This is a genomic window from Hippea maritima DSM 10411 (genome assembly GCF_000194135.1).
Lineage (GTDB): Bacteria > Campylobacterota_A > Desulfurellia > Desulfurellales > Hippeaceae > Hippea > Hippea maritima.
The window spans coordinates 123,493-147,162 of the sequence record NC_015318.1; the positions used below are offsets into that span (position 1 = coordinate 123,493).

22 protein-coding genes are annotated in these 23,670 nt (G+C 38.8%); 10 read left to right on the forward strand and 12 right to left on the reverse strand.

Annotated features, from left to right (window positions below; translation table 11 throughout):
* Positions 1–8: 8 nt before the first annotated feature.
* From HIPMA_RS00625 to HIPMA_RS00645, 5 genes are read right to left on the reverse strand one after another with little or no spacing between them, the layout of a single operon-like run.
* Positions 9–710 carry an ABC transporter ATP-binding protein gene (locus HIPMA_RS00625; protein ID WP_013681151.1) on the reverse strand — a complete coding sequence of 234 codons (702 nt, stop codon included), beginning with the start codon at positions 708–710 and terminating at the stop codon, positions 9–11.
* Positions 703–1,476, reverse strand: a complete 774-nt coding sequence (locus HIPMA_RS00630; protein ID WP_013681152.1) for an ABC transporter ATP-binding protein — start codon at positions 1,474–1,476, stop codon at positions 703–705. The genes HIPMA_RS00625 and HIPMA_RS00630 overlap by 8 nt, the downstream gene beginning before the upstream one ends.
* A gap of 3 nt (positions 1,477–1,479) precedes the next feature.
* A complete protein-coding gene (locus HIPMA_RS00635) occupies positions 1,480–2,523 on the reverse strand; it encodes a branched-chain amino acid ABC transporter permease (protein WP_013681153.1) in 1,044 nt (347 codons plus the stop codon).
* Between the two features lie 2 nt (positions 2,524–2,525).
* Positions 2,526–3,422 (reverse strand): branched-chain amino acid ABC transporter permease, encoded by an 897-nt coding sequence (locus HIPMA_RS00640; protein ID WP_013681154.1) that lies wholly within the window; start codon positions 3,420–3,422, stop codon positions 2,526–2,528.
* A gap of 59 nt (positions 3,423–3,481) precedes the next feature.
* A complete protein-coding gene (locus tag HIPMA_RS00645) occupies positions 3,482–4,615 on the reverse strand; it encodes an ABC transporter substrate-binding protein (protein WP_013681155.1) in 1,134 nt (377 codons plus the stop codon).
* Between the two features lie 327 nt (positions 4,616–4,942).
* Between HIPMA_RS00645 and HIPMA_RS00650 the strand changes: the two genes are divergently transcribed.
* From HIPMA_RS00650 to HIPMA_RS00695, 10 genes are all read left to right on the forward strand, one after another.
* Positions 4,943–8,374, forward strand: a complete 3,432-nt coding sequence (locus HIPMA_RS00650) for a pyruvate carboxylase (protein WP_013681156.1) — start codon at positions 4,943–4,945, stop codon at positions 8,372–8,374.
* A 125-nt stretch (positions 8,375–8,499) separates the two neighbouring features.
* Complete coding sequence (locus tag HIPMA_RS00655; RefSeq protein WP_013681157.1) at positions 8,500–11,109, forward strand: plasma-membrane proton-efflux P-type ATPase; 2,610 nt, start codon at positions 8,500–8,502, stop codon at positions 11,107–11,109.
* A gap of 3 nt (positions 11,110–11,112) precedes the next feature.
* The gene (locus tag HIPMA_RS00660; protein ID WP_013681158.1) at positions 11,113–11,733 is read left to right on the forward strand and encodes an ABC transporter ATP-binding protein; all 621 of its coding nucleotides are present in this window, start codon (positions 11,113–11,115) and stop codon (positions 11,731–11,733) included.
* A 156-nt stretch (positions 11,734–11,889) separates the two neighbouring features.
* Positions 11,890–12,840: a malate dehydrogenase gene (gene mdh / locus HIPMA_RS00665; protein ID WP_013681159.1), complete on the forward strand. Its 951-nt coding sequence runs from the start codon at positions 11,890–11,892 to the stop codon at positions 12,838–12,840.
* 25 nt (positions 12,841–12,865) lie between these two features.
* A complete protein-coding gene (locus tag HIPMA_RS00670; protein WP_013681160.1) occupies positions 12,866–13,714 on the forward strand; it encodes a fumarate hydratase in 849 nt (282 codons plus the stop codon).
* Positions 13,715–13,725: 11 nt separating this feature from the next.
* Positions 13,726–14,292, forward strand: coding sequence for a Fe-S-containing hydro-lyase (locus tag HIPMA_RS00675; RefSeq protein WP_013681161.1), 567 nt, complete (start codon positions 13,726–13,728; stop codon positions 14,290–14,292).
* 154 nt (positions 14,293–14,446) lie between these two features.
* A complete protein-coding gene (gene sdhC / locus HIPMA_RS08945; protein WP_013681162.1) occupies positions 14,447–14,824 on the forward strand; it encodes a succinate dehydrogenase, cytochrome b556 subunit in 378 nt (125 codons plus the stop codon).
* Positions 14,825–14,841: 17 nt separating this feature from the next.
* A complete protein-coding gene (sdhD, locus tag HIPMA_RS00685; protein ID WP_013681163.1) occupies positions 14,842–15,213 on the forward strand; it encodes a succinate dehydrogenase, hydrophobic membrane anchor protein in 372 nt (123 codons plus the stop codon).
* A gap of 19 nt (positions 15,214–15,232) precedes the next feature.
* Entirely contained in the window at positions 15,233–17,047 is a 1,815-nt protein-coding gene (gene sdhA, locus HIPMA_RS00690; RefSeq protein ID WP_013681164.1) for a succinate dehydrogenase flavoprotein subunit, read from the forward strand.
* Positions 17,048–17,062: 15 nt separating this feature from the next.
* The gene (locus HIPMA_RS00695) at positions 17,063–17,785 is read left to right on the forward strand and encodes a succinate dehydrogenase iron-sulfur subunit (protein ID WP_013681165.1); all 723 of its coding nucleotides are present in this window, start codon (positions 17,063–17,065) and stop codon (positions 17,783–17,785) included.
* 30 nt (positions 17,786–17,815) lie between these two features.
* Here HIPMA_RS00695 and xseA read toward each other — a convergent pair whose 3' ends face one another.
* From xseA to HIPMA_RS00730, 7 genes are read right to left on the reverse strand one after another with little or no spacing between them, the layout of a single operon-like run.
* A complete protein-coding gene (xseA, locus tag HIPMA_RS00700) occupies positions 17,816–19,282 on the reverse strand; it encodes an exodeoxyribonuclease VII large subunit (RefSeq protein ID WP_013681166.1) in 1,467 nt (488 codons plus the stop codon).
* On the reverse strand, positions 19,272–19,841 hold the full coding sequence (ruvA, locus tag HIPMA_RS00705; RefSeq protein WP_013681167.1) for a Holliday junction branch migration protein RuvA: 570 nt from the start codon (positions 19,839–19,841) through the stop codon (positions 19,272–19,274). The genes xseA and ruvA overlap by 11 nt, the downstream gene beginning before the upstream one ends.
* Positions 19,841–20,986 (reverse strand): tetratricopeptide repeat protein, encoded by a 1,146-nt coding sequence (locus HIPMA_RS00710; RefSeq protein ID WP_013681168.1) that lies wholly within the window; start codon positions 20,984–20,986, stop codon positions 19,841–19,843. Before HIPMA_RS00710 ends, ruvA begins: the two co-directional genes overlap by 1 nt.
* A gap of 4 nt (positions 20,987–20,990) precedes the next feature.
* Positions 20,991–21,281, reverse strand: a complete 291-nt coding sequence (locus HIPMA_RS00715) for a LapA family protein (RefSeq protein ID WP_013681169.1) — start codon at positions 21,279–21,281, stop codon at positions 20,991–20,993.
* Positions 21,278–21,757 (reverse strand): HIT family protein, encoded by a 480-nt coding sequence (locus HIPMA_RS00720; protein WP_013681170.1) that lies wholly within the window; start codon positions 21,755–21,757, stop codon positions 21,278–21,280. The genes HIPMA_RS00715 and HIPMA_RS00720 overlap by 4 nt, the downstream gene beginning before the upstream one ends.
* A gap of 9 nt (positions 21,758–21,766) precedes the next feature.
* Positions 21,767–23,068: a phenylacetate--CoA ligase family protein gene (locus HIPMA_RS00725; RefSeq protein WP_013681171.1), complete on the reverse strand. Its 1,302-nt coding sequence runs from the start codon at positions 23,066–23,068 to the stop codon at positions 21,767–21,769.
* 8 nt (positions 23,069–23,076) lie between these two features.
* Positions 23,077–23,523, reverse strand: coding sequence for an amino acid-binding protein (locus HIPMA_RS00730; RefSeq protein ID WP_013681172.1), 447 nt, complete (start codon positions 23,521–23,523; stop codon positions 23,077–23,079).
* Positions 23,524–23,670: the final 147 nt, after the last annotated feature.

The window sequence follows — 23,670 nt, forward strand, 5'->3', positions numbered from 1 at the left end:
AAGAAAAATTACATCTCACCCAAGTAAGTCTTTTTCACATCCTCGTTTTCCAATAGCTCTTTAGCATCTCCTTCGAGTGTTATCTTGCCATTTTCTAAGACATAGGCATAATTGGCAAGCTTTAAAGCTTGAGCGGCATTTTGCTCAACAAGCAGTATAGTTTTACCTTTTCTATTGAGCTCTTTTAATATCTCAAATACCTCTGCCACTATTTTAGGGGCTAAACCCAAACTTGGCTCATCAAGCATAAGGAGCAAGGGCTCACTCATAAGGGCTCTTGCTATTGCTAACATCTGTTGCTCACCGCCGGATAGTGTGCCTGCTTTCTGATAAGCCCTCTCTTTAAGAATAGGGAAGAGTTCAAACATTTTTTCATAGAGTGGTTCAAGCTCAGATGGGTTTTTATTGAACCCTCCCATTCTTAGGTTCTCAAGTATTGTCAAATTGGCAAAAACTCTTCTTCCTTCAGGAACCAGAGACACACCTTTCTGAGCAATTCTATATGCTGGTTTCTTTGTTAATTCATCTCCTAAAAAGTTTATGCTGCCCTTGGGGCGTACCAATCCTGCTATAGCTTTTAGGGTGCTGGATTTTCCTGCCCCATTTGCTCCGATTAATGTTATTATTTTACCTTCTGGGACATTAAAACTTATTCCTTTAACGGCATGTATAACACCGTAATAAACATTTAAATCTTTTACCTTAAGCATTGATGTCTCCTAAGTATGCCCTTATGACATCAGGGTTTTTCTGAATTTCTTCTGGTTTACCTTCAGCTATCTTTACACCGTGATCCAATACAGCAATTCTTTCACATAAGTTCATAACAAACTTCATATCATGCTCTATTAGCAGGACAGTTAGATTAAATTTTTCCTTTATTTCCTGAATAAAATACATAAGGCCCATGGTTTCCTGTGGGTTCATTCCTGCAGCTGGCTCATCCAAAAGAAGCATCTTTGGTCCTGTTGCCAGTGCCCTTGCTATCTCGACTTTTCTTCTTTCACCATAGGGTAATTTGCTAGCTTTGAAATCTGCTTTGTCGGCAAGGTTTACGCTTTCCAAAAGTTCCATAGCCTCTTCTCTTATTTGCTTTTCGTATTTGTAGAATCTCGGTGTCCTTAATATGGCATCAATAAGATTGTATTTAAGTTTGTGATGAAAGCCAGTTAAGACATTTTCTAAAACAGAGAGGTTTGAGAATAATCTAATATTCTGAAAAGTTCTTGCCATACCGAGGGAAACAATTCTGAAGGGTTTCATGCCGGTAATGTTTTGATTGTAGAAAAATATCTCTCCGCTTGTGGGCTTTAGGTTGCCTGTTATCATGTTGAAGGCTGTGGTTTTACCGGCCCCGTTTGGACCTATGAGTCCAAATATCATATGCTCGTTTATTTCCACAGAGAATTCATTGACGGCGGTTAGACCGCCAAATTTCATTGTTATCTTATCGCATTTTAATGCTACTTTACTCATGGCTTAAGCTTCACTTTTACTTTTTTTAAAGATACTGAATAGCCAATTCCAAGAAAATTCCCTCTGACCCATTATACCCTCTCTTGCAAATATCATTATTACGATTAGAAGAATGGAAAAGATTACCATTCTCATGCCGGGTATCCCCGGTATATGAAGGCCAGCGATATTCATCGGTTGCTCAACAAACCTTAAGATCTCGCTTCCCCAGATGACCAATATAGTGGCCATAACAGTTCCTGTCATACTGCCCAAACCGCCAACGACTATAATAATAAGCAATTGGAATGTTAAGAAGAATGTGAACATTGTTGGTGATATTGTGGTTATTAGATGTGCTAATAATCCTCCACCGACTCCCTCAAAAAATGCCGCTATAACAAATGCTGCCATTTTTATCCAGAATGTGTTGATTCCCATAGCAATGGCTGCATCTTCATCATCCCTGATGGCTTTCATTGCCCTACCAAAAGCGGAGTATACTATACGCATTATTATTATCATTGAAAGTATAGCCCAGCCAAAACACCACCAAATATTTGTATAACTTGCAATGCCCTTTAGGCCTAATGCTCCGTTTGTTATTGTTATTGTGTTGTTTGATATAACCCTAATGGTTAGACCGAATCCCAACGTAACGATGGCCAGATAATCCCCTCTAACTCTAAATACGGGAAAACCTAACAAAAATCCAACAAAAGCCGTTACAAGACCTGCTATTATTAAAGATGGCAAAAACGACATGTGTATGTTTTTTAGCCATGGAACCATTGGCTCTATTATGAACATAGCATCTTTCTGGTCTGGTGTGAGCGTTAGGATTGCTGCAACATAGGCCCCTATAGCCACAAAACCATTAGGTTCAAGTGAAAACTGCCCGGTAACGCCGTTTATAAGGTTGTAGCTTGCGGCAAGCATTAAGAATATGGCTGTGTTTTCCCATATCCTTACAGCATAAGGAGTTAAGTTGTTATTTGCGTACCAGACGAATGTGAATAGCAAAAGTATGGATATAATCGTTAATATAGAGTTTCTGCTTAGACTCATTATTAGAAGCGCCCCCTTTCAAGGTCTTCTCCCATAATGCCTGTAGGTTTAAATAATAGAACGAATATCAAGAAAAGAAAAGCAAAAGCATCTTTATATCCTGCTAATGATGGAAAAAAGGCAACAACAAGTATCTCCGATATTCCTATGATAAATCCGCCCACGGCAGCCCCTGTGACGGAGCCTATACCGCCTAAAACGGCTGCAGCAAACGCCTTAAGACCAGGCATAATTCCAATTAGTGGGTTAATTGCAGGATACCTCATAGCCCAAAACACACCACCCAAAGCAGCAAGCAGTGAACCTATGGCAAAGACCATTGATATTATTAAATCTACGTTTATTCCCATTATCCTTACTGTTTCCATATCCAAAGAAAGAGCTCTCATTGCCATGCCGTATTTTGTTCTGTATAAGACAAACAAAAGCATTAATAAAAAAACTATGGCGACAATGGGTGTAATTATAGCTATATTTGGAAATATGACTCCGTTTACATTTATTGCCCCTCCAAATAATGAGGGGACGGGAAATGCCTTTGGAACTCCTCCAAAGACCACCAAGAATAGGTTTTCCAAAAAGAATGAGACGCCTATTGCTGTAATGAGGGCAGATATCCTACTTGCGTTTCTTAACGGTTTATAGGCAATTCTATCTATTAGTACTCCAACTATTGCCGTTGCAAACATTGATAGCAGGAATGCAGCCCACCACGGCAAGAACATCATGGCAACACCTACAAAGGCGAAATACATTCCTACCATCATGACATCTCCATGGGCAAAGTTGATAAGTCTAATAACACCATAAACCATTGTGTAGCCTATTGCCACAAGCCCATAAAGACTACCAAGAGATATCCCGTTTACCAGTTGTTGAAGAATAATTGTTGAGTTCATTTCCACCACTCTCTTCTTTTAAAAAATTAAAGGCGGGATTGCTCCCGCCCGTTGTTTTTTTAAGGATTAACCGTTGTTACATATACAAACTTGCCGCCTTCAACCTTTCTGATAACTGCACTCTTAATGGCGTTTCCTGCTTTAGGATCGATTGTGATAACACCTGTTACGCCCTCAAATTTCTTTGTGTGCCTGATCTGATAGTTTATCTTATCTGGTGTAGCTTTGCAGCCACCAGCGTTGTCTATAGCATTAACAAGCACGAAGTATGCATCAGCACCTAAAGCAGCCATAGCATCTGGATCTTCTTTATATTTCTCTTTGAACAGCTTTAAGAATTTCTTTGAAAGCGGAGTAGCTGCAGCATGTGGATCGTAATGGGTTGTGAATGTAACGCCTTCTACTGCCTTACCGCCTATTTTAATAAGAGCATCAGCCTCAGCGCCATCTCCAGCCATTATTGTCTGTTTTAGGCCGTACTGCCTAGCCTGGCGTGCAAATAGAGATATTTCTTGATAATAAGATGGCATGTAGATGATATCTGGGTTTTTGGATTTTATATCTGCTATCTGAGCTGAATAATCCTGGTCTGTTGACTGGAAGAACTCAACACCTAGTATTTTGCCACCCAATTTTTTAAATGCTTTCATGAATGAATGTGCAAGACCAACAGAGTAATCCTGATCCTTTTCTATCATTACAACAGCCGTTTTTGCATGCAGGTTGTTGTAAGCATACTTTGCACCGACCGTACCCTGGAATGGGTCGATAAAACAAACCCTTGAGATATACTTTTTATCCTTTGTTACCAGCGGGTTTGTGGCTGATGATGTAAGCATAGGAATCTTGTTTTTCTCTGCAATTGGTGCGCCTGCCAATGTGTTACTACTTGCAATTGCACCAATGATAGCAACTACGTGGTTGTCTGTAATGAGCTTACTTACGGCGTTTGCCGTTTCCACTTTATCTCCTTTGTTGTCAAGGAGAATAGGATGTATTACGCATCCATCTTTAGTCTTTGGCTGTAATGACTCAGCCAGTTTTAAACCCTTCCAAGCACTTTGACCAAATGCTGCAATCAAGCCTGTCATTGGCCATACAACACCGACTTTGATTTCCTTAGCAAAGCTTGCATTTGCCAAGAAGACCAAACCAACCAAAACTGCTACAAACGAGCTTAACAATCGCTTCATAGCCCACCTCCTAAAAAATATTGCTATGCTCCTTATAATGTATAAAGAAAATGTTGTCAAGATAATAAACTTTGTTTTTTAGTTTAAAAAAATGAACAAAATAGAGTACGTTTAATAAATAAAACTATATAATATCAATATTTAGTTGAGCAAATAAGCATATCTTAATTTTCCAAACTATCGTACAACCTTTAAGTGAAATAGTATAGATGTTAATAATCGACTTAAGATTGTTAAATTACTTAATACTTAAAATACCTATACTTTGACAATATATCCATTATTATCTATACTATAAAAAAAATCATCTATACAAGGGGGGAGTGTATGCGTATCAAGAAGTTGTTGTGCGCTAATAGGGGGGAGATAGCCATCAGAGTGTTTAGGGCAGCGACCGAGTTGGGTATTAAAACCGTAGCCGTTTATTCTGAAGAGGATAAGTATTCCCTACACCGCTACAAAGCCGATGAGGCTTATCTTATAGGTAAGGGGCTAGACCCTGTTGCAGCTTATTTAAACATCGATGAAATAATAGATTTGGCTTTGAGAAAAGGCGTTGATGCTATACACCCAGGTTATGGATTTTTATCTGAATCAGCAGAATTTGCAAGGAGATGTCAAGAGGCGGGAATTATTTTTATTGGTCCTAAGCCTGAGGTCGTTGAGCTATTTGGCGATAAACTCATATCGAAACAGGTGGCCAAAAAGTGTGGAGTTCCAGTTGTTGAAGGTAGTGATAAGAATATAGCTTCAATTGATGAGGCTAAAGAATTTGCAAAATCCATAGGCTACCCTGTTATGTTAAAAGCGACAGCGGGAGGAGGTGGAAGGGGTATAAGGATAGTTTTTAATGACAAAGATATAGAAGATAATTTCGATAGCTTGAGGCGCGAGGCCTTAAACTCTTTTGGTAGAGATGATGTAATAATGGAGAAATATTTACCCGCACCCAAGCACATAGAAGTTCAAATACTTGCGGATAATCACGGTAATATAGTCCATCTTTATGAGAGAAACTGCTCAATCCAAAGAAGACACCAGAAGATGATAGAAATAGCACCATCCCCTTCTGTGCCTGGGAGTGTTCTTGAAGCTCTATATGATGCGTCCTTAAAAATAGCGGCAGAGACTGGCATAACAAGTGCAGCAACTATAGAATTTTTGGTTCAGGATAGGGATTTCTACTTCTTGGAAGTTAATCCTCGCATTCAAGTTGAGCATACAATAACGGAGCTTATTACAGGCATAGACTTACTCCAGAGCCAGATTTTGATAGCCGAGGGCAAAAAATTAAACGACAAAGAAATAGGAATTTACTCCCAAAGCAGTATAAAAAAATTAGGATATGCGATTCAATGTAGAATAACTACAGAAGACCCTCAAAACGACTTTATGCCCGATACAGGCGAAATACAGGTTTACAGAAGCCCTGCTGGTTTCGGTGTTAGGTTAGATGCAGGAAGCGCCTATGCAGGTGCTAAGATTTCGCCCTATTACGATTCCTTGTTGGTTAAGGTTTCCACCTGGGCTTTGACATTTGAGCATGCGGCCAAGAAAATGCACAGGGTGTTGAAAGAGTTTAGAATAAGGGGTGTAAAGACCAATATTCAGTTTTTAGAGAATGTTATTACGCATAAGAAGTTTTTGAATACGGACTTTGACGTTAATTTTGTTGACAACACCAAAGAGTTGTACAGGTTTCCCAAACGTAGGGATAGAGCCACGAAGGTTTTGAAGTTTTTGGCAAACAATATAGTAAATAATCCATCCAATGCTGTAATTGACGATAAGATTGTTTTGCCGGTTGTACCCATTTATAAGGAAAAATTTGGAGTTAAAGTTCCCAGAGGATGGAAGAATGTTTTGGATGATGAGGGGGTTGAAGGCGTACTGAAAAAGATTTCTGAATCAAAAAGGGTTCTGGTAACCGACACAACCCTCAGGGATGCTCATCAATCCCTTCTTGCAACAAGAGTTAGAACTAAAGATATGCTCAATGTTGCAGATTTATACACATACCATCTAAATAATTTATTTTCACTTGAAATGTGGGGTGGTGCAACCTTTGATGTGGCTTATAGGTTTTTAAAGGAATCTCCATGGGATAGGCTAAGAAAGTTAAGGAAAAAAATCCCCAACATACTCTTTCAAATGCTACTCAGAGCATCGAACGCCGTAGGATATACCAACTACCCGGATAATGTGGTGAGAGAATTTATAAGTGCAGCATCGGATAATGGTATAGACGTATTTAGGATTTTTGACTGTTTTAACTGGGTTGAGCAGCTTAAGCCTGCGATGGATGAAGTTAAAAAGTGTGGCAAAATTTGTGAGGCGGCCATTAGCTATACTGGTGATGTATTGGATAAATCGAAAACTAAATATACGCTCGATTATTATGTAAATCTTGCAAAGCAGCTAAAAGAGGCTGGCGCAGATATCATAGCTATTAAGGATATGGCTGGCCTTGTTAAGCCTTATGCGGCTAAGGTTTTGGTTGAGGCTATAAAAGCTGAAACAAACCTTCCTGTGCATTTTCATACCCACGATACCAGTGGAAATGGTGAGGCATCTGTGTTAATGGCTATAGAGGCCGGTGCTGATATAGTTGATTTAGCCATGAGCTCTATGGCGAGCCTAACCAGTCAGCCCAGTTTGAATTCTATTCTGGCGGTTTTGGAACCCACAGATAAGGCTTTGAATATTGATAAAGATGTAGCGCAGGAGGTTGCAAATTACTTTGAGAAGGTTAGAAAATATTACTTTCCGTTTGAAAGTGGCCTAAAAGCTCCAACAGCTGAGGTTTATGAGCATGAGATACCGGGTGGTCAATACTCAAACCTTATTGTTCAGGTTGAAAGCCTTGGATTGATAGATAAGTGGGAAGATATAAAAAAGATGTATAAAAAGGTTAATGATATGTTGGGAGATTTGATTAAGGTTACTCCATCTTCTAAGGTTGTGGGTGATTTGGCTTTATTTATGGTTCAAAATAATTTAGAGCCAGAGGATCTTTATAGGAAGGGTGATAATCTATCATTTCCTGATTCTGTTGTTAGTTTTTTTAAGGGTATGCTGGGCCAGCCCTATGGCGGATTCCCCGAAAAACTTGCAAAGATCGTTCTAAAAGGTGAAAAACCGATCAAGGAAAGACCCGGGAAGCTACTTGGAGATTATGATTTTGATGAAGCACATAAAGAGTTAAAGGCCAAATTTAAAAGGGAATTTAACAAAGAGGAGCTTATAAGTTATGCCCTTTATCCAAAGGTGTTTACCGATTATGTTGAATTTGTAAACGAATATGGGGATGCTTCTATTTTTGATACAAGGACATTTTTCTATCCGCTAAATACGCAAGATGAGATAGAGGTTGAAATAGAGGAGGGTAAAACACTTTTTGTTAAATATATCAGCATGGCTGAGCCAGATAAGAAAGGCTTTAGAAAGGTGCTTTTTGAACTTAACGGACAAACAAGGAGTGTGAATATAAAAGACAACAAGATTGCAGCAGCCATAAAGAGCAATGTTAAAGGTAACCTTGATGACCCCAAAGATATATGTGCAATGATGCCGGGCAAGATAGTTAAAATCAATGTCGAGGAAGGTAATAGGGTCAAAAAGGATGATGTTATTGTTATTACAGAAGCAATGAAGATGGAGACAAAGATAAAAGTAGCAACAGACGGAGTTGTGGCAAAGGTCTATTTATCCGAAGGTGATACGATCGAGGCGGGCGATTTAATCGTCAGACTTAAATAACTTACCAAATTCAGCCGGGTTATTTGCCCGGCTTTTTCAATATTAAACATATGCTTAAAAGCCGTTGAAAATTGCACTGTTTTGATACATACTTAACATAAATAAATTAAAAAAGGGTGGTGGGCATGGGTGGAGAGGATGGTTTAAAAGAGGTAGAGTTTTTTCAGAATTTAGGCGTTGACCCTCAAAAGGGTTTATCTCAAGAGGAGGCAGAAAATAGGCTAAAAAAATATGGTTTAAACCAACTGGAAGAAAAAGAGGAAACATTATTTAAGAGGATTGCAAAGAGGTTTATAGGCCCCATTCCTTTTATGATTGAAACCGCTGCAATTCTATCCCTGGCTGTTGGTAGAATGAGTGATTTTTCCATTATTATGGCTATGTTGCTTGTTAATGCTTTCGTTGATTTCTATCAGGAATCCAAAGCTTTAAATGCTATAAAGGTTTTAAAGCAAAAGCTTGCTAAAAGGGCGCTGGTTTTAAGGGATGGTAAGTGGTCAGAAGTAGATGCAAAATATTTAGTTTTGGGGGATGTTGTCAAACTAAAAATAGGCGATATTGTGCCTGCGGATGTTAGGCTTATTGGTGGTGGCGGTTTTTTGTTGGTTGATCAGTCTGCCTTAACGGGTGAGTCTTTACCCGTTGAGAAATCTAAAGGTGATGAGGTCTATGCTAATTCTATTATAAAGCAGGGTGAAATGATAGGCGTTGTTGTGGCAACAGCCAAGAACACTTATTTTGGTACTACTGTTAGCCTTGTGGCAAAGGCAGAGAGGGAAGAAAAGAGTCATTTTCAGAAAATGGTAATAAAGGTAGGTGACTTTTTAATAGCTTTAACAATAGTCATGATAATTTTTATATTAGCTGTGGGTATTTTAAGGCATGAGCCATTTATTGACCTTTTAACATTTTCGTTAGTTTTGACTATATCAGCTATACCTGTTGCAATGCCTGCTGTGCTTACCGTAACCATGGCTATAGGTGCTGTTAGTTTAGCAAAAAAACAAGCTGTTGTGAGCAGGCTTGCAGCAATTGAAGAACTTGCTGGCATGGATGTGCTTTGTGTTGATAAAACCGGTACACTAACCCAGAACAGAATGACAATAGCCGAGCCATTTGCGGCGGCTGGCTATTCAGTTGATGATTTGATGATTTATGCCGCACTTGCAAGTAAAAAAGAGAACAATGACCCAATAGAGGCGCCTATATTCGAATATATAGAGAATAAAAAGATTGAGGATAAGTTAAAAGGTCACGCTTTATTGGATTTTCAACCCTTTGATCCCAAAAGCAAGAGGACTGAAGCCAAATTAAAAACCGATAAGGGAATTATAATTGTCTCAAAAGGTGCACCTCAGGTGATTTTAAAGCTTTCAGATTTAGAAAAGGATGATGTGGATAAACTAAGTGGCGTTGTGTCTGAGTTTGCATCCAAGGGTTTTCGCAGCTTAGGTGTTGCTTATAAAAATGAAGGTGAAGAGAAATTTAGGTTCGTTGGGATTATACCGCTCTACGATCCACCAAAGGAAGATGCAAAACAGGCCATAGAAGAGGCCAAAGCAAAAGGCGTCGATGTTAAAATGATAACGGGTGATAATAGAGCTATAGCCAAATATATAGCATCGATTTTAGGTATAGGTGAGAAGATTGAGGATATAAGAGAACTCAAAGGTGAAAGTATTGAGGAGTATTTGGTTCTTGCTAAAATTATAACAAAAACGCTTGCAAAAAAACTTAAGCCTGATTTCAGTGAAACTCAAATAAATGATATGGCCGAGGATATAATTTCTAAGGTTAAAGAGGAGCTTTTAAGCACTGAGCTTGCCAAGGGTGTGGTTAAAAGGCATGAATCTGAGATTATAAAGATAATAGAGCAGGCAAACGGCTTTGCCGAGGTTTATCCTGAAGATAAGTATTTTGTGATAGAGAAACTCCAAAAGGCAGACCATATTGTAGGTATGACAGGTGATGGTGTAAATGATGCTCCAGCTTTAAAAAAAGCCGATGCTGGAATAGCTGTTAGTAGATCTACAGATGCAGCAAGGGCTGCCGCTGATATAGTGCTTCTAAACAGTGGCATAAGGATTATTGTGGATGCTATCAACGAAGCAAGGGTAATTTTTGAGCGGATGAAGAGCTATGCCACATTTAGAATCGCAGAAACAATAAGAATAATCATATTTATGACGCTCTCGATAGTGCTTTTTAACTTTTATCCAATTACAGCTATAATGATAGTTGTTTTAGCCTTGCTTAACGATATACCGATCTTAACAATAGCCTACGACAATACCAGGATAAGCCAGACACCAGTTAGGTGGGATATGCGAGAGGTTTTAGTCTTATCAAGCTGGCTTGGTGTTGCAGGTGTTTTGTCTTCGTTTGCCTTATTTGTTTATTTGATGAAATATATGCATCTGCCACTTGAATTTGTGCAGTCTGTATTTTTTGCAAAGCTCGTTATAGCAGGGCATGGGACAATCTATAATACGCGTATAAGCGATTGGTTTTTTAAAAAACCGTATCCATCCCTGACGTTGTTTTTAGCGACGTTTTCCAGTAGAGTTGCTGGAACAATCATAGCTGTTTACGGGTTTGGTCTTATGGAACCTATTGGGTGGAAATGGGCAATAGCTATGTGGATATATGCCCTGGCGTGGTTTGTTTTTAATGATGCAGTTAAGATGGCTGTTTTGGCCTACTACAGGAAACGCCTTGCTATTTCAGTGCTATAGACGATGATAGAGCTTAGAAATGTATCCAATCACATCTTAAAGAATATAGATTTAGAAATAAAAAGAGGGGAATTATTCGTCTTGCTTGGACCTAATGGTGCTGGTAAAACCACTCTTCTTGATGTTATAGCCGGTATAACTCCTTATGAAGGAGATGTTTTTATAGATGAAAAGAATATGAAAGGGGTATTACCGGAGGATAGGGACATAGGTTATGTGTTTCAAGGCTTATTTTTATTTCCCCACATGAATGTTTATGAGAATGTAGTTTTTCCTCTAAAGCTTAAAGCTAAAAAACGCTTGAAAGAAAGACTTGATGAGCTTATAGAAATGTTTGAGCTTGGTGGTATTATAAATAGAATGCCAAATCAATTAAGTGGTGGTGAGGCTCAGAGGGTAGCTTTGGCCAGGGCTTTGGCTGTTGAACCTAAAATTCTGCTTATGGATGAGCCTTTTAGTAAACTTGATACAGAGACATCACATAAATTGAGGCTGGAGCTTAAGAGGTTGCACAAAAAACTTTCTATAACCGCACTATTTGTTACTCATAATAAGGATGAGGCTAATTTTTTGGCAGATAGAATATGTTTTATAAAAAATGGTGAGATAGACGGTTTTGGTTAAAGGCTAATTTACAATGCCTACCTTGAAATCCTTAAATTAAATTAACTATCCAATTTTACATAAAGATTTAATATTGACACTTTACCTCTTTTGAGTATACAATTAGGCGGCTGAATTGAACCAAGAAAACAAATTAATTTTTTAGGAGGTAGAGTTATGTTAGCTAACGCCAAGATTAGTATTATAGGTGCAGGTCAGGTTGGTGGCACCACTATGTTGAGGATTGCCGAGAAGGAGCTTGCAAAGACAGTTGTTTTGCTTGATATCGTTGAGGGTTTGCCTCAAGGTAAGGCATTGGATGAAATGGAAGCAGCACCAATTGAAGGTTTTGATACAGAAATTATAGGAACTAATGATTACAAAGATACTGAAAACTCCGATATCGTTATCATCACATCCGGAATGCCAAGAAAGCCTGGCATGAGTAGGGATGATCTTCTTACTACAAATGTCAAGATAATGAAAGATGTTGCAGCAAATGTTGCAAAATATTCACCAAACGCTATTGTTATCGTTGTTGCTAATCCACTCGATGCTATGGTTTATGCCGCTAAAAAGGTTGGTGGCTTTGCAGATAATAAGTTGATGGGTCAGGCAGGTTGTTTGGATTCAACAAGATTTGCAAGATTCATCGCATGGGAAGCTAAATGCTCCGTTAAAGCTGTCCAGGCTATGACATTAGGTGGCCATGGCGATGATATGGTTCCATTGACAAGGTATTCCACAGTTAGAGGTGTACCTATAACAGAGATCTTTGACAAAGAGACAATCGAAAGGCTTGTCGAGAGAACAAGAAAAGGCGGTGGTGAAATTGTATCACTCTTAAAGACCGGTTCTGCATTCTATGCAACAGCTTCTGCAGTTGTTCAGATGGTTGAGGCCATCGTAAAGGATACAAAGGATGTATTGCCATGCGCCGTTAAGACACAGGGTAAATACGGGCTTGATCCTGATCTGTTTGTTGGGTTACCAACAAGATTGGGTCAGAACGGTGTTGAAGAAGTTGTTGAGCTTAAGCTTAATGATGAGGAGCTTGCTGCGCTTAAGGCATCTGCTGATCACGTAAAAGATCTCTGCAATAGGATTGAAGAGCTCAAACTTTTATAAAATAAAAAACCGAAAGGGAGCCAAAATGGCTGAAGTAAGAAGTGTAAGCGTAAAGGATATTGAAGAGGCCGTCTATAAGCTTGCCTTAGAGGCGGCCTATCATATACCTGAGGATGTTTTGGAGGCTGAGAAGAAGGCCTACGAGAAAGAAAAATCCCCTGTTGCAAAACAGGTGCTTGAAACGATTTTCCAGAATATTGAGGTTTCCTCAAAAGAGGAATTTCCTCTGTGTCAAGATACAGGATTGGCTGTTATATTCTTAGAAGTTGGCCAAGATGTTCATTTTACAGACGGTTATGTAGTTGATGCTATAAACAAGGGCGTTGAAAGGGCATACAAGGACGGCTATCTAAGAAAATCCACCTGCCATCCGCTGACAAGGGAGAATTACGGAAATAACCTACCAACCGTTGTACATACTTTTGTTGTGCCAGGCAACAAGGTAAAGATTATCTTTGATGCCAAGGGCGGTGGTAGTGAATCCATGAGTAAGGTTCAGATGCTAAAACCGGCCGACGGAAGAGATGGAATCATCCAGACTGTTGTTGATTGGGTAATACAGGCAGGGCCCAACCCATGTCCACCTGTTATAGTGGGTGTGGGAATAGGTGGTGATTTTGAAAGGGCTGCTGTAATGGCAAAGCATGCAACTTTGAGACATGTAGGCAAACCCAGTGATGATCCGGTATTGGCTGAGATGGAGCAGGAGATCTTAGAAAAAGTTAACAACTCAGGAATAGGTCCTGCAGGTCTTGGCGGTTTGACCACCTGCTTGGGTGTTCATATTGAAATGGAGCCTTGCCACATAGCCACGCTGCCTTTGGGTATTAACATAGCTTGCCATGTTAACAGGCACAAAGAAATAGAGCTTTAAAGGAGTCAGGTATGGCAGAGTATAAATTAAAGACACCTTTAACCGATGAGGATATAATTCAGTTAAAGGCCGGTGATAAGGTATATTTGTCTGGTGTTTTGTATACGGCAAGGGATGCAGCCCATATGAGAATGGTCAAGGCTTTGGATGAGGGTAAAGAGCTACCTTTCGATATAAAGGGTCAGGTAATCTATTATGTTGGTCCATCTCCTGCAAGGCCTGGTAAACCTATAGGTTCTGCTGGCCCAACAACCAGCTACAGAATGAACCCGTTTGCACCTAGGCTCATATCATTGGGTCAGAAAGGTATGATTGGCAAGGGCAAAATGAGTGATGAGGTTAAGCAGGCCTGCATAAAATATAAGGCTTGCTACTTTGTTTCTATAGGCGGTGCAGCTGCTGTTGTGGGAAGCGCCGTTAAAGAGGCAGAGATTATTGCATATCCTGAGCTTGGACCTGAGGCAGTAAGAAGGCTTGTTGTTGAGGGTATGCCTCTATTTGTTTGCTATGATGCACACGGCAACGACCTTTATGAGACGGCCAAGAAGGAGTGGGCAAATAAATATAGTTTGGGTTAATTAATTAAGTTGCAAGGGGCAGTTAATGTTAATTATTGTTAGCTGCCCCTTAATTTTACTAAGTCTTGACAAATAGTTAGGCTTGTGATATTTAGAAGAAAAATTTTTGGAAAGGAGGTCAGAGGTTGCACTAAAGGTGCAGCCGAGGAAGGCTATGGATTGGTATAGAGGTCGTCCGCATCATATTTCTTATAAGTGGCATGAGGGTTTTGTGGCTTGGATTTTCCATAGGATTACTGGTTTATTGTTAATTCTTTATTTATTCTTACATGAATGGGTAATTTCAACACTCCAGAATCCTCAGGGCTTTACTAAAGCTATGGCTGCTTTGGAGAATCCATTGTTTAAGTTATTAGAGGTTGGTTTGTGGCTTGTTGCTTCTTATCATGCTATCAACGGTTTGAGGGTTGTATTGGTTAACTTTGCTGGAGCTGCAGAGAGAGAGAATTACCAAGGTAATGTGTGGATTTTCTGGGTAATCTTTGCCATCGTGTTTGTAGCTGGCGCTATTCCTATGCTTATGAAGCTGTAATTAAGGAGGTTTAATAAATGGAGTATATGAGAGGTTTCATAGATAGGTATCAAGGAAGCGGTAAAGGTGGCGATTTAAGCTGGCTGCTTCAAAGGGTATCTGGTGTTGCTTTGCTGGTTCTTTTATTGGGACACTTTTTCATAGAGCACTTTGTTGGAGGTCCTTTGGATTATCAACATGTTGCAGCAAGACTTGCTTCCCCTCTATGGAAGGTATTTGATCTAACTTTCGTTGTATTTGCTCTTTATCACGGAATAAATGGTATATTTATGAACATTGAAGATTATGTTCACTCAGGCTGGAGGGTATTCTGGAAAGGATTCTTCTGGGTAGTGGGTATAATTTATCTTGTTTTAGCAGCGATAACAATACTACCATTTAAGGGTTAAATAAAGGAGGCTTTTAGTTATGGCAAACATAGATGTAAGATTGGAAGAGTTTGATGTTGTAATAGTGGGTGCTGGTGGCGCTGGTTTGGCTGCAGCTGTTCAGACGGGCTTGGCCAAGCTTAAAACAGCCGTCATCTCGGAAGTTTTCCCAACCAGATCCCACACAGTTTCAGCACAGGGTGGTATTAATGCTGCTTTGGCAAACATGGATGAGGATTATTGGATTTGGCACATGTATGACACTGTAAAAGGTTCTGACTACATCGGAGATCAGGATGCCATTGAGTTCTTTACAAAGAACGCACCCAAGACAATTATTGAGCTTGAACATTGGGGAATGCCTTTCTCTAGGATTGAGAATGGTAAGATTTACCAAAGGGCATTTGGTGGTCAGACAAGGAATTTCGGTGAGTCTATTGCTCATAGGGCTTGTGCAGTTGCCGATAGATCGGGCCATGCTATTCTTCACACCCTCTTTGAGAGAACTTTAAGACCGGATATTTCGCCGTATGTAAGTTATTATTCTGAGTACTATCTGTTAAAACTTATTGTTGACCCTGAAACGAAAAAGCCCATGGCTGTTGTTGCTTGGGATATGGTTAATGGTGGCGTTCATATATTCTTTGCATACGCTATAATTTTTGCAACGGGTGGCAATACAAGAAACTTTAGAACAAATACGAATGCGCATATTAATACCGGTAGGGGTTGGTATGTTTGTGCTAAAGCCGGAATTCCTATAAAGGATCCTGAGTTTGTTCAGTTCCACCCAACGGGAATTTATGGCGTTGGTAACTTGATTACCGAAGGTGTCCGCGGCGAGGGTGGATATTTGATAAACGCCAACGGTGAAAGATTTATGAAAAAGTACGCTCCACACGTTCTTGATTTAGCCTCCCGCGATGTTGTTTCCAGGGGTATGGCTCAAGAAATAAGAGAAGGTCGTGGTGTAGGTCCAAAGAAAGACCATATTCTTTTGAAACTTGACCACCTTGGTAAAGATTTCATTATGGATAAATTGCCTGGAATTTGGGAGCTTGCATATAAATTTGTCGGTGTTGACTGTACAAAAGATCCTATTCCTGTTCAACCTACAGCTCATTATCATATGGGTGGAATTCCAACCAATATACACGGTCAGGTTGTTACTTGGGATGGCGATAAGGAAGTTCCAATTCCAGGATTGTATGGAGCTGGTGAGTGTGCATGCCCATCTTTGCATGGAGCTAATAGGCTTGGCTGTAACTCTCTATTAGATCTTGTTATTACTGGAAAAGAGGCTGGTAGACATGCCGCTGAATGGATTGCCACAGAGCGCCCAATTTTCCCATATCCAGCAGAGGATTACATTGCGGATAAGTATGCTAAAGATGTAATGGATCAGTTGAATACATTGTTCGATGGTCCTGCTGGCAGTGTTAAGATGGATGAGATTTGGGAAGATCTAAGGGATACAATGCAGCACAATATGTCAGTTTTCAGAATAGAAGAAGGAATAAAGAAGCAGCTTGAATTGCTGGATCAGTATGAAGAAAAATTCAAGAATGTAGGTTTAACAGATAAAAGTAAGGTATTCAATACAGAACTTATAGAATACTTCGACCTTGAGTCTCTATTGCTTGTTTCCAAATTAGAAACTGTTGCAGCTTATGAAAGGAAAGAGAGTAGAGGTGCTCATTATAGGGACGATTATCCAGAAAGGGATGACAAGAACTATCTGTCGCACACGGCTGCTTATCTGAAAGAGGATGGAAGTGTAGAAATACAGTATAAGCCGGTAAGGATGAAGCCTTTGACAGCTCCAACCTTCCAACCCAAAAAGAGAGTTTATTAAAAAGGGGGAGAACAGATGGCTTTAGAAATTGGAGATAAAGTAATATTTAAGATTTTCAGATATGACCCAGAGAAAGATAAGGCTCCCTACTTTAAGGACTATGAGGTTACCATCACCAGAAAGGGTATGATGGTTCTGGATGGCTTGAACCAGATAAAATGGGAGCAGGATCCTACTCTTACATACAGAAGGAGCTGCCGTGAAGGTGTTTGCGGCTCTGATGGTATGAATATAAACGGTATGAATACCGTTTCTTGTATGTCCCATATAGAAGATTATAACTCTGATGTTCTTGTTATAAAACCCCTGCCGGGTTTTCCTGTAATTAAAGATTTGGTATGCGATTTTGAGGATTTCTTTAATAAATACTATGCAGTTAAACCTTATCTTGTTGAGAAATATCCGCCTCCAGGAAGAGAGAGACTTCAGAGCATAGAAGATAGAAATAAATTGAATGGATTGTATGAGTGTATACTCTGTGGATGCTGTACAAGTTCTTGTCCGTCTTATTGGGCAGATCCAGATTATTTAGGACCTTCAGCATTACTTAATGCAGCAAGGTTTGTTGTAGATACAAGGGATGAAGGTTCTGATGAGAGATTAGATATAGTGAACAACATACATGGAGTTTGGAGATGCCATACAATACTTAACTGTATACATGCATGTCCAAAAGAGCTCAATCCTACAAAGGCTATTGCATCACTTCAGAAAGAGATTCTCAAGAGGAAATACTAAAAAACACAGGAGGGGTTGTCCCCTCCTTTTTTATTTTATCGTTTCTTTTACCGTTGAGATTATCCTGCCTTTGCCCACAAGGGTGGTGATTGTTTGACCTTTTTTTATATTCTCAACAGAAAGTATAGGTTTTTTATTCTCATCAAACGTTATAGAGTAGCCTCTTTTTAATATATTTTTCGGATTTAGGTTGTTGAGCCTGGATTTTTCCATCTTGATTATAGATAATTTGTGATTTAAGATTTGCCTGGAGTTTCTGTTGATGGCTTTGTTTAAGAAAACTATTTTTTGGTTGAACAGGTTTATTTTTTCAGATAGGCTGTATTCTGCTATAATTCTTGAGTATCTGTTTAGTTGATTTCTCTTTTGATGTATTAAGGAATTTAGAAATTGAGGAAGGCTTTCTTTTAGGTGGTTTATCTTCTGCTTCGTTAGTTTTATTTTTTCAGATGGATTGTTCTTATAAATTACCTCTTTAAGAAGGAGCATTCTTTTCTCTTTGGTTTTTAATAAATGTAGTATGTTTGATGAAATATTTTCTGCGATTTTGTCTATGTGCATTGTATGGTTTACTATAATGCTGTTTACTCTTAAATAGTGGCTCTTTGGTGAGAATAGTTTTAGTTTTTCCTTTTTTGCTGATATTGTGTGGTTTATTGATGTGTCGAGTATGCGTTTTAGGTTGTATAGATTCTCCCTTGCCTTGAATTGCCAGTTTGTCAAAACCTCAGCAGCTGCTGATGGTGTTTCAACCCTTAAGTCGGCAACCATATCGCACAGCGTTATATCTATCTGATGACCGATAGCGCTGATCGTGGGAAATTTAATGTTAAACAGATTTTCAGCTATCTCCTTATCGTTAAATACCCATAGATCCTCAGATGAGCCACCGCCACGTGAGATGACAACAACATCCACACTCTCCTTTATGGAATTTATCTGTCTTATTGCAGTTAATATACTTCTTTTTGCGGATTCACCCTGGACTGTTATAGGATAGATCAAAAGCTCTGTATCAAAACCCCTTCTTTTTATGATGTTTATAATATCCCTTACAGCAGCACCCGTTGTGCTTGTTAGAAGAACAATCCTTTTGGGATTGTATGGAATAGGCCTTTTTCTTGAAAAATAGCCTTTGGCTTTAAGCTCCTCCTTTGCCTTCTGGAATTCTATAAATTTATCCCCTATGCCTGCATCCTGGAAGTATTCAACTATGAGTCTGTATTCGCCGCTGGGCGGATAGATGCTTAAAGAACCAAATGCAAGGATCTGTTTTCCATCTTGTGGCAGTTTCTTTAGTTTTTTTAATGTGCTTTTGAATATCAAGCATTTCAGGGAGGCCTTGTCTTTTTCTTTGAGTGTAAAATACAGATGACCTGTGCTGGATGGCCGGGCTGAATCCACCTCACCCTCAACCCATATGTTGTGGAAGTTTCCCTCAACGATCTCCTTTATCAGATTGGTTATCTGGCTTACTGTATATCTTTCAGCTGACATGCTTTATATTTTTTAGAGATTCCTTTATGAGGTCTTCTATAGTTATGTTAGGTTTGTTTCTGTAAATTTCATTAACAATTTTTGAAGCGTCAGACTGAGAGAAGCCTAAGCCCTGTAAAGTTGTAATAGCATCATCAACGATGGGTGGATTATCGGTTTTTGGGATCTTTGATGAAAATTCGACGATTATTGATATGGCTGTTTTTTTGCCAATTCCTGGGATTTTTGTTAAAAGCTCCTTGTTTTGCTCTTCAATTGCTCTATAGAATTGTTCTATGGAAATATTGGAGAGAATAGATATGGCCGTTTGTGCGCCTATCTTTGATATCTTGCGCAGGCTGTTGAACAGGTTTTTTTCCTCTTTTGTTGAAAAGCCGTATAATTTTAGGCTTTTTTCACCAATTACAAGTTCACATAACAGGGTACACTCCTCTCCTATCTCGGGTAACTTATTGAATGTAGAAAGTGGAATAGATATATCAAGCATCAAGCCGTTTACATCAATCACAGCTTTTAGGTTAGTTTTGTCTACAAGGGTTCCTCTTACTGCCTCTAACATTAGATTATATCTACCCTTATCTTATCCCAGCTTTTACACTTTGGACACCTGAAAAACAGCTTACCCGCAGAATGGCCACAATTGGTGCATGTGTATCTTATGGGATACACTATCTGTTTTGATGTAAATATCTTCAAAAACTTTGGCGTATGCTCCTTTTCTATTTCTGCTAATCTTTTTAGTATAAATGGACTCTTTATACCTTTCTTTAAAAGGGTTTTGTAAAGAGATGTTGCCTTTTGGTCTTTTTGGAGCTTTAGAAAGGCCTCGGCAGAAAAAAACAAAATAAATACATTATCTGGAAATCTATTTAGAATATCTTTAAGCTTGTTTTCTAAAATAGCGTCATCTTGAATTCTATTTAATGCCAAATCGCAAAACTCCGGTTTTGTTATGCATACCTTTTCCCATAAATCGTATGCCTTTTCTAACTTACCGTATTGAAAATATATATCACCCAAATGTAATAGTGCGTCTATACAGCTTTTATGTTCTTTTAATGCCTTCTCAAAGTTCTTTTTGGCCTCTTCTAAATTGCCCTCTTTGAGCTTGTCTTTGCCGAGTTCAGTATATAAGTGGGCTACTGTGTGTTTATCTACTCCATCAAAACGCTTATGCCACACGAGTGCATTTTCCCAGTCTTTTGAATCCTCGTAAACCTCGTAAAGTAACCTCTTTGCCAAATTGTTTTTTGGGTTTATTGAGAGTGCGTCTTTGAAGTATTTTTTAGCCCTATCGTACAAACCGGCCTTTTTGTAGTCTATGCCTATGTTTAAGTATATTTCTAATTTTTTATCTTTTCCTAAATTTGCCCGGGCAAGGAGACTTTTATGAATTATCAAAGCTCTATTTATTTCGCCTTTTTTTCTGAACAAATTTCCTATGCTTAAATATATATCTATCATGTCTGGGTCTAGTTTGGCTGTGTCTGTAAGTTCTTTTATTGCTTTATCTGTCTCATCTTCTATAATATAGTTAATTCCCTTCATGTAGCTTTCCAATTTTTTCTTATCTATATTCTCTTTTTTCTGCTTGCCTAGCATCCATAGGTAAGAAACCAAAACACCCATAAGGAAAACTATAAAAAGTACCGCTATCTCTTGAGCTGTTATTGTAGAAAATAGGTTACCTAAATTTATATTCATATCTTTACTCTTTTGTTATAGTTAATTGTCTTAATTGGGCTATTTCTTCTTTTAGTGATTTTATTTCTTTATCCTTTCTTTTTAGCTCTCTTTTTATCGATAGCTCATCGACAAACATGAAAAACCACCCTATAAAGATGCCTATAAATACCGATATAAACACAACTAACCATAAAGGCATATTTTCAAACTTTATACCTAAATAACTAACATTTACGCTTTGTGTATTGTAAACCACAAATAGCCCCAAAACAGCTAGGATTACAACAGTTAAAATTATACGTAGTGCGTTCATCGCATAACCTCTTTCAATTTATTATAGGTTTCTTTTAGTGCCTCCGATATTACTTTGGTATCTGATACAGTCGACATAAAGTTTGTGTCGCCACTCCATCTGGGAACTATGTGTATATGAATATGATCATCTATTCCAGCTCCTGCAGGCCTACCTAAATTCATTCCCAGATTAAAACCATCAGGTTTCATTACTTTATTTATTACTTCAATTCCTTTATTTACAAGCTCAAACATCTCTGCTTGTTCTTCCCTTGTGAGCTTTAGAGGACTGTCTATGTGTCTGTTAGGTACAACCATTAAATGCCCAGCATTGTATGGATATAAATTCATAATAATGAAAGATAAATTCGCTCTATAAAGAACAAGCCTTTCTTCATCGTTATCAGAATTCAGGGCATTACAGAATACGCACCCATCTTCCTTTTTATCCGAAAGAATATATCCAATTCTCCAGGGGGCCCATAATTTTTCCATTTTATCACCTTAAAACTTCCTTTTGTCTATTATTCTTTTGGCTTTACCTTCGCTCCTTTGAATGGAATTTGGCTCAACGAGCTTTACTTCAACATCCAAGCCGAGTGTTGTTTTTAATTCCGCGTTTATTCTATCTAAGAGTTGTTTTTGTTTTTTCATCTCATCGAAGAATAGATTAGCATTAGCTTCAACCATTACTGTTACGGTATCCAAGGCACCAACGCGATCAACGATAATCTGATAGTGGGGCGATATACCATCTATGTTGAAGAGCACCTCTTCTATTTGACTTGGGAATACATTTACGCCCCTTATTATGAGCATATCGTCTGTTCTGCCTATAGGCTTTTCCATCCTTACAAAGCTTCTGCCACAAGAACAGACGCCCTTTATTAGCCGCGTTATATCCCTTGTTCTGTATCTAAAAACAGGGAGCGCCTCTTTTGTTAGCGTGGTTATAACCATCTCACCGTATTCTCCCTCTTTTGCAGGTTCGTCCGTTTCCGGATTGATAATCTCTACTATGAAGTGATCCTCTGCTATATGCATACCATCTTGAGCCTCACACTCACCGGCCACACCAGGACCTATTATCTCGCTAAGACCGTAGTTGTCGTAAGCTTTTATGTTTAGAGATGTCTCTATTTTGCTGCGCATCTGTTCACTCCACGGTTCTGCACCAAACATGCCAATCCTAAGCTTTAGGTCTTCTTTTGGATCCAACCCCATATTCCTTGCCACTTCTCCTATGTATAGGGCATAACTTGGCGTGCAGACAAGCACCGTGGCCTCAAAATCCTTCATTATCATTACCTGGCGCTTTGTGTTTCCACTTGATGCAGGTATAACCGCAGCACCCACTTTTTCAAGACCGTAATGGAGTCCAAATCCACCAGTGAAAAGCCCATATCCAAAGGCTATCTGAACCACATCCTCATCATTTACACCCGCCGCAGCTGCTATTCTTGCAACCAGATTACTCCATGTTTCAATATCCTTTCTTGTATATGCCACAACGGTTGGTTTTCCTGTTGTGCCGCTTGATGAGTGGATCCTTACGATTTCTTTCATAGGTTTTGTCAATAGTCCAAAGGGATAGTTGTCTCTAAAGTCTGTTTTTGTTGTAAATGGCAGTTTTTGAATGTCGTCTATGGTTTGTATCGTTTCTTTTGTTATACCACACTCATCAAATTTTCTTCTATAAAACGGTGAATTTTTATATGCATAATCTATCTTCTCCCTTAATAGTTCCACCTGTAACTGGTTTAGGCTTTTTCTGTCTAATGTTTCTCTGTCTTTTTCCCAGAACATTACTCCCCCTAAATCTCCTTAAAGAATTGCTCTGTTAAGAGTTCAACGCCCTCTTTGTGCAGGCTTTCTATCGCTTTGTCTATATCCTCAAATCTAAACAGCATTACAGCTTTATTCTCCATCGCATTTACAAATGTATACATATACTCAACATTCAAATCCAGATCGCTGATAGTTTTTAATAGTTCGCTCAATCCACCGCATTCATCCTTTATTGCTATAGCCATAACGTCGTTTTTCTTTACTATAAAGTTTGCATCAACCAGGGCATCGTATGCTTCCTTGGGTTTATCGACGACAAACCTCAGAATGCCAAAGTCCATCGTATCAGCCAGACTCATTGCCCTTATGTTTACACCTGCTTCTTTTAAAACCCTTGTTACGCTATAAAACCTGCCCTTTTTGTTTTCTATAAATACGCTTATCTGAGGAATCTTAAATTTAGCCCTATCCATGACATCCCCCTCATAGTTAACTTCGATTAAGTATAACCATTAACCTTTATCTGTTCAATAAAAAAGCTTGTATAAAATATATTTTTTGGTATTCTTCGTGCTGTGAGTAGCGCTTTTGAGAGTTTTGATGATTACAAAAGCTAATTC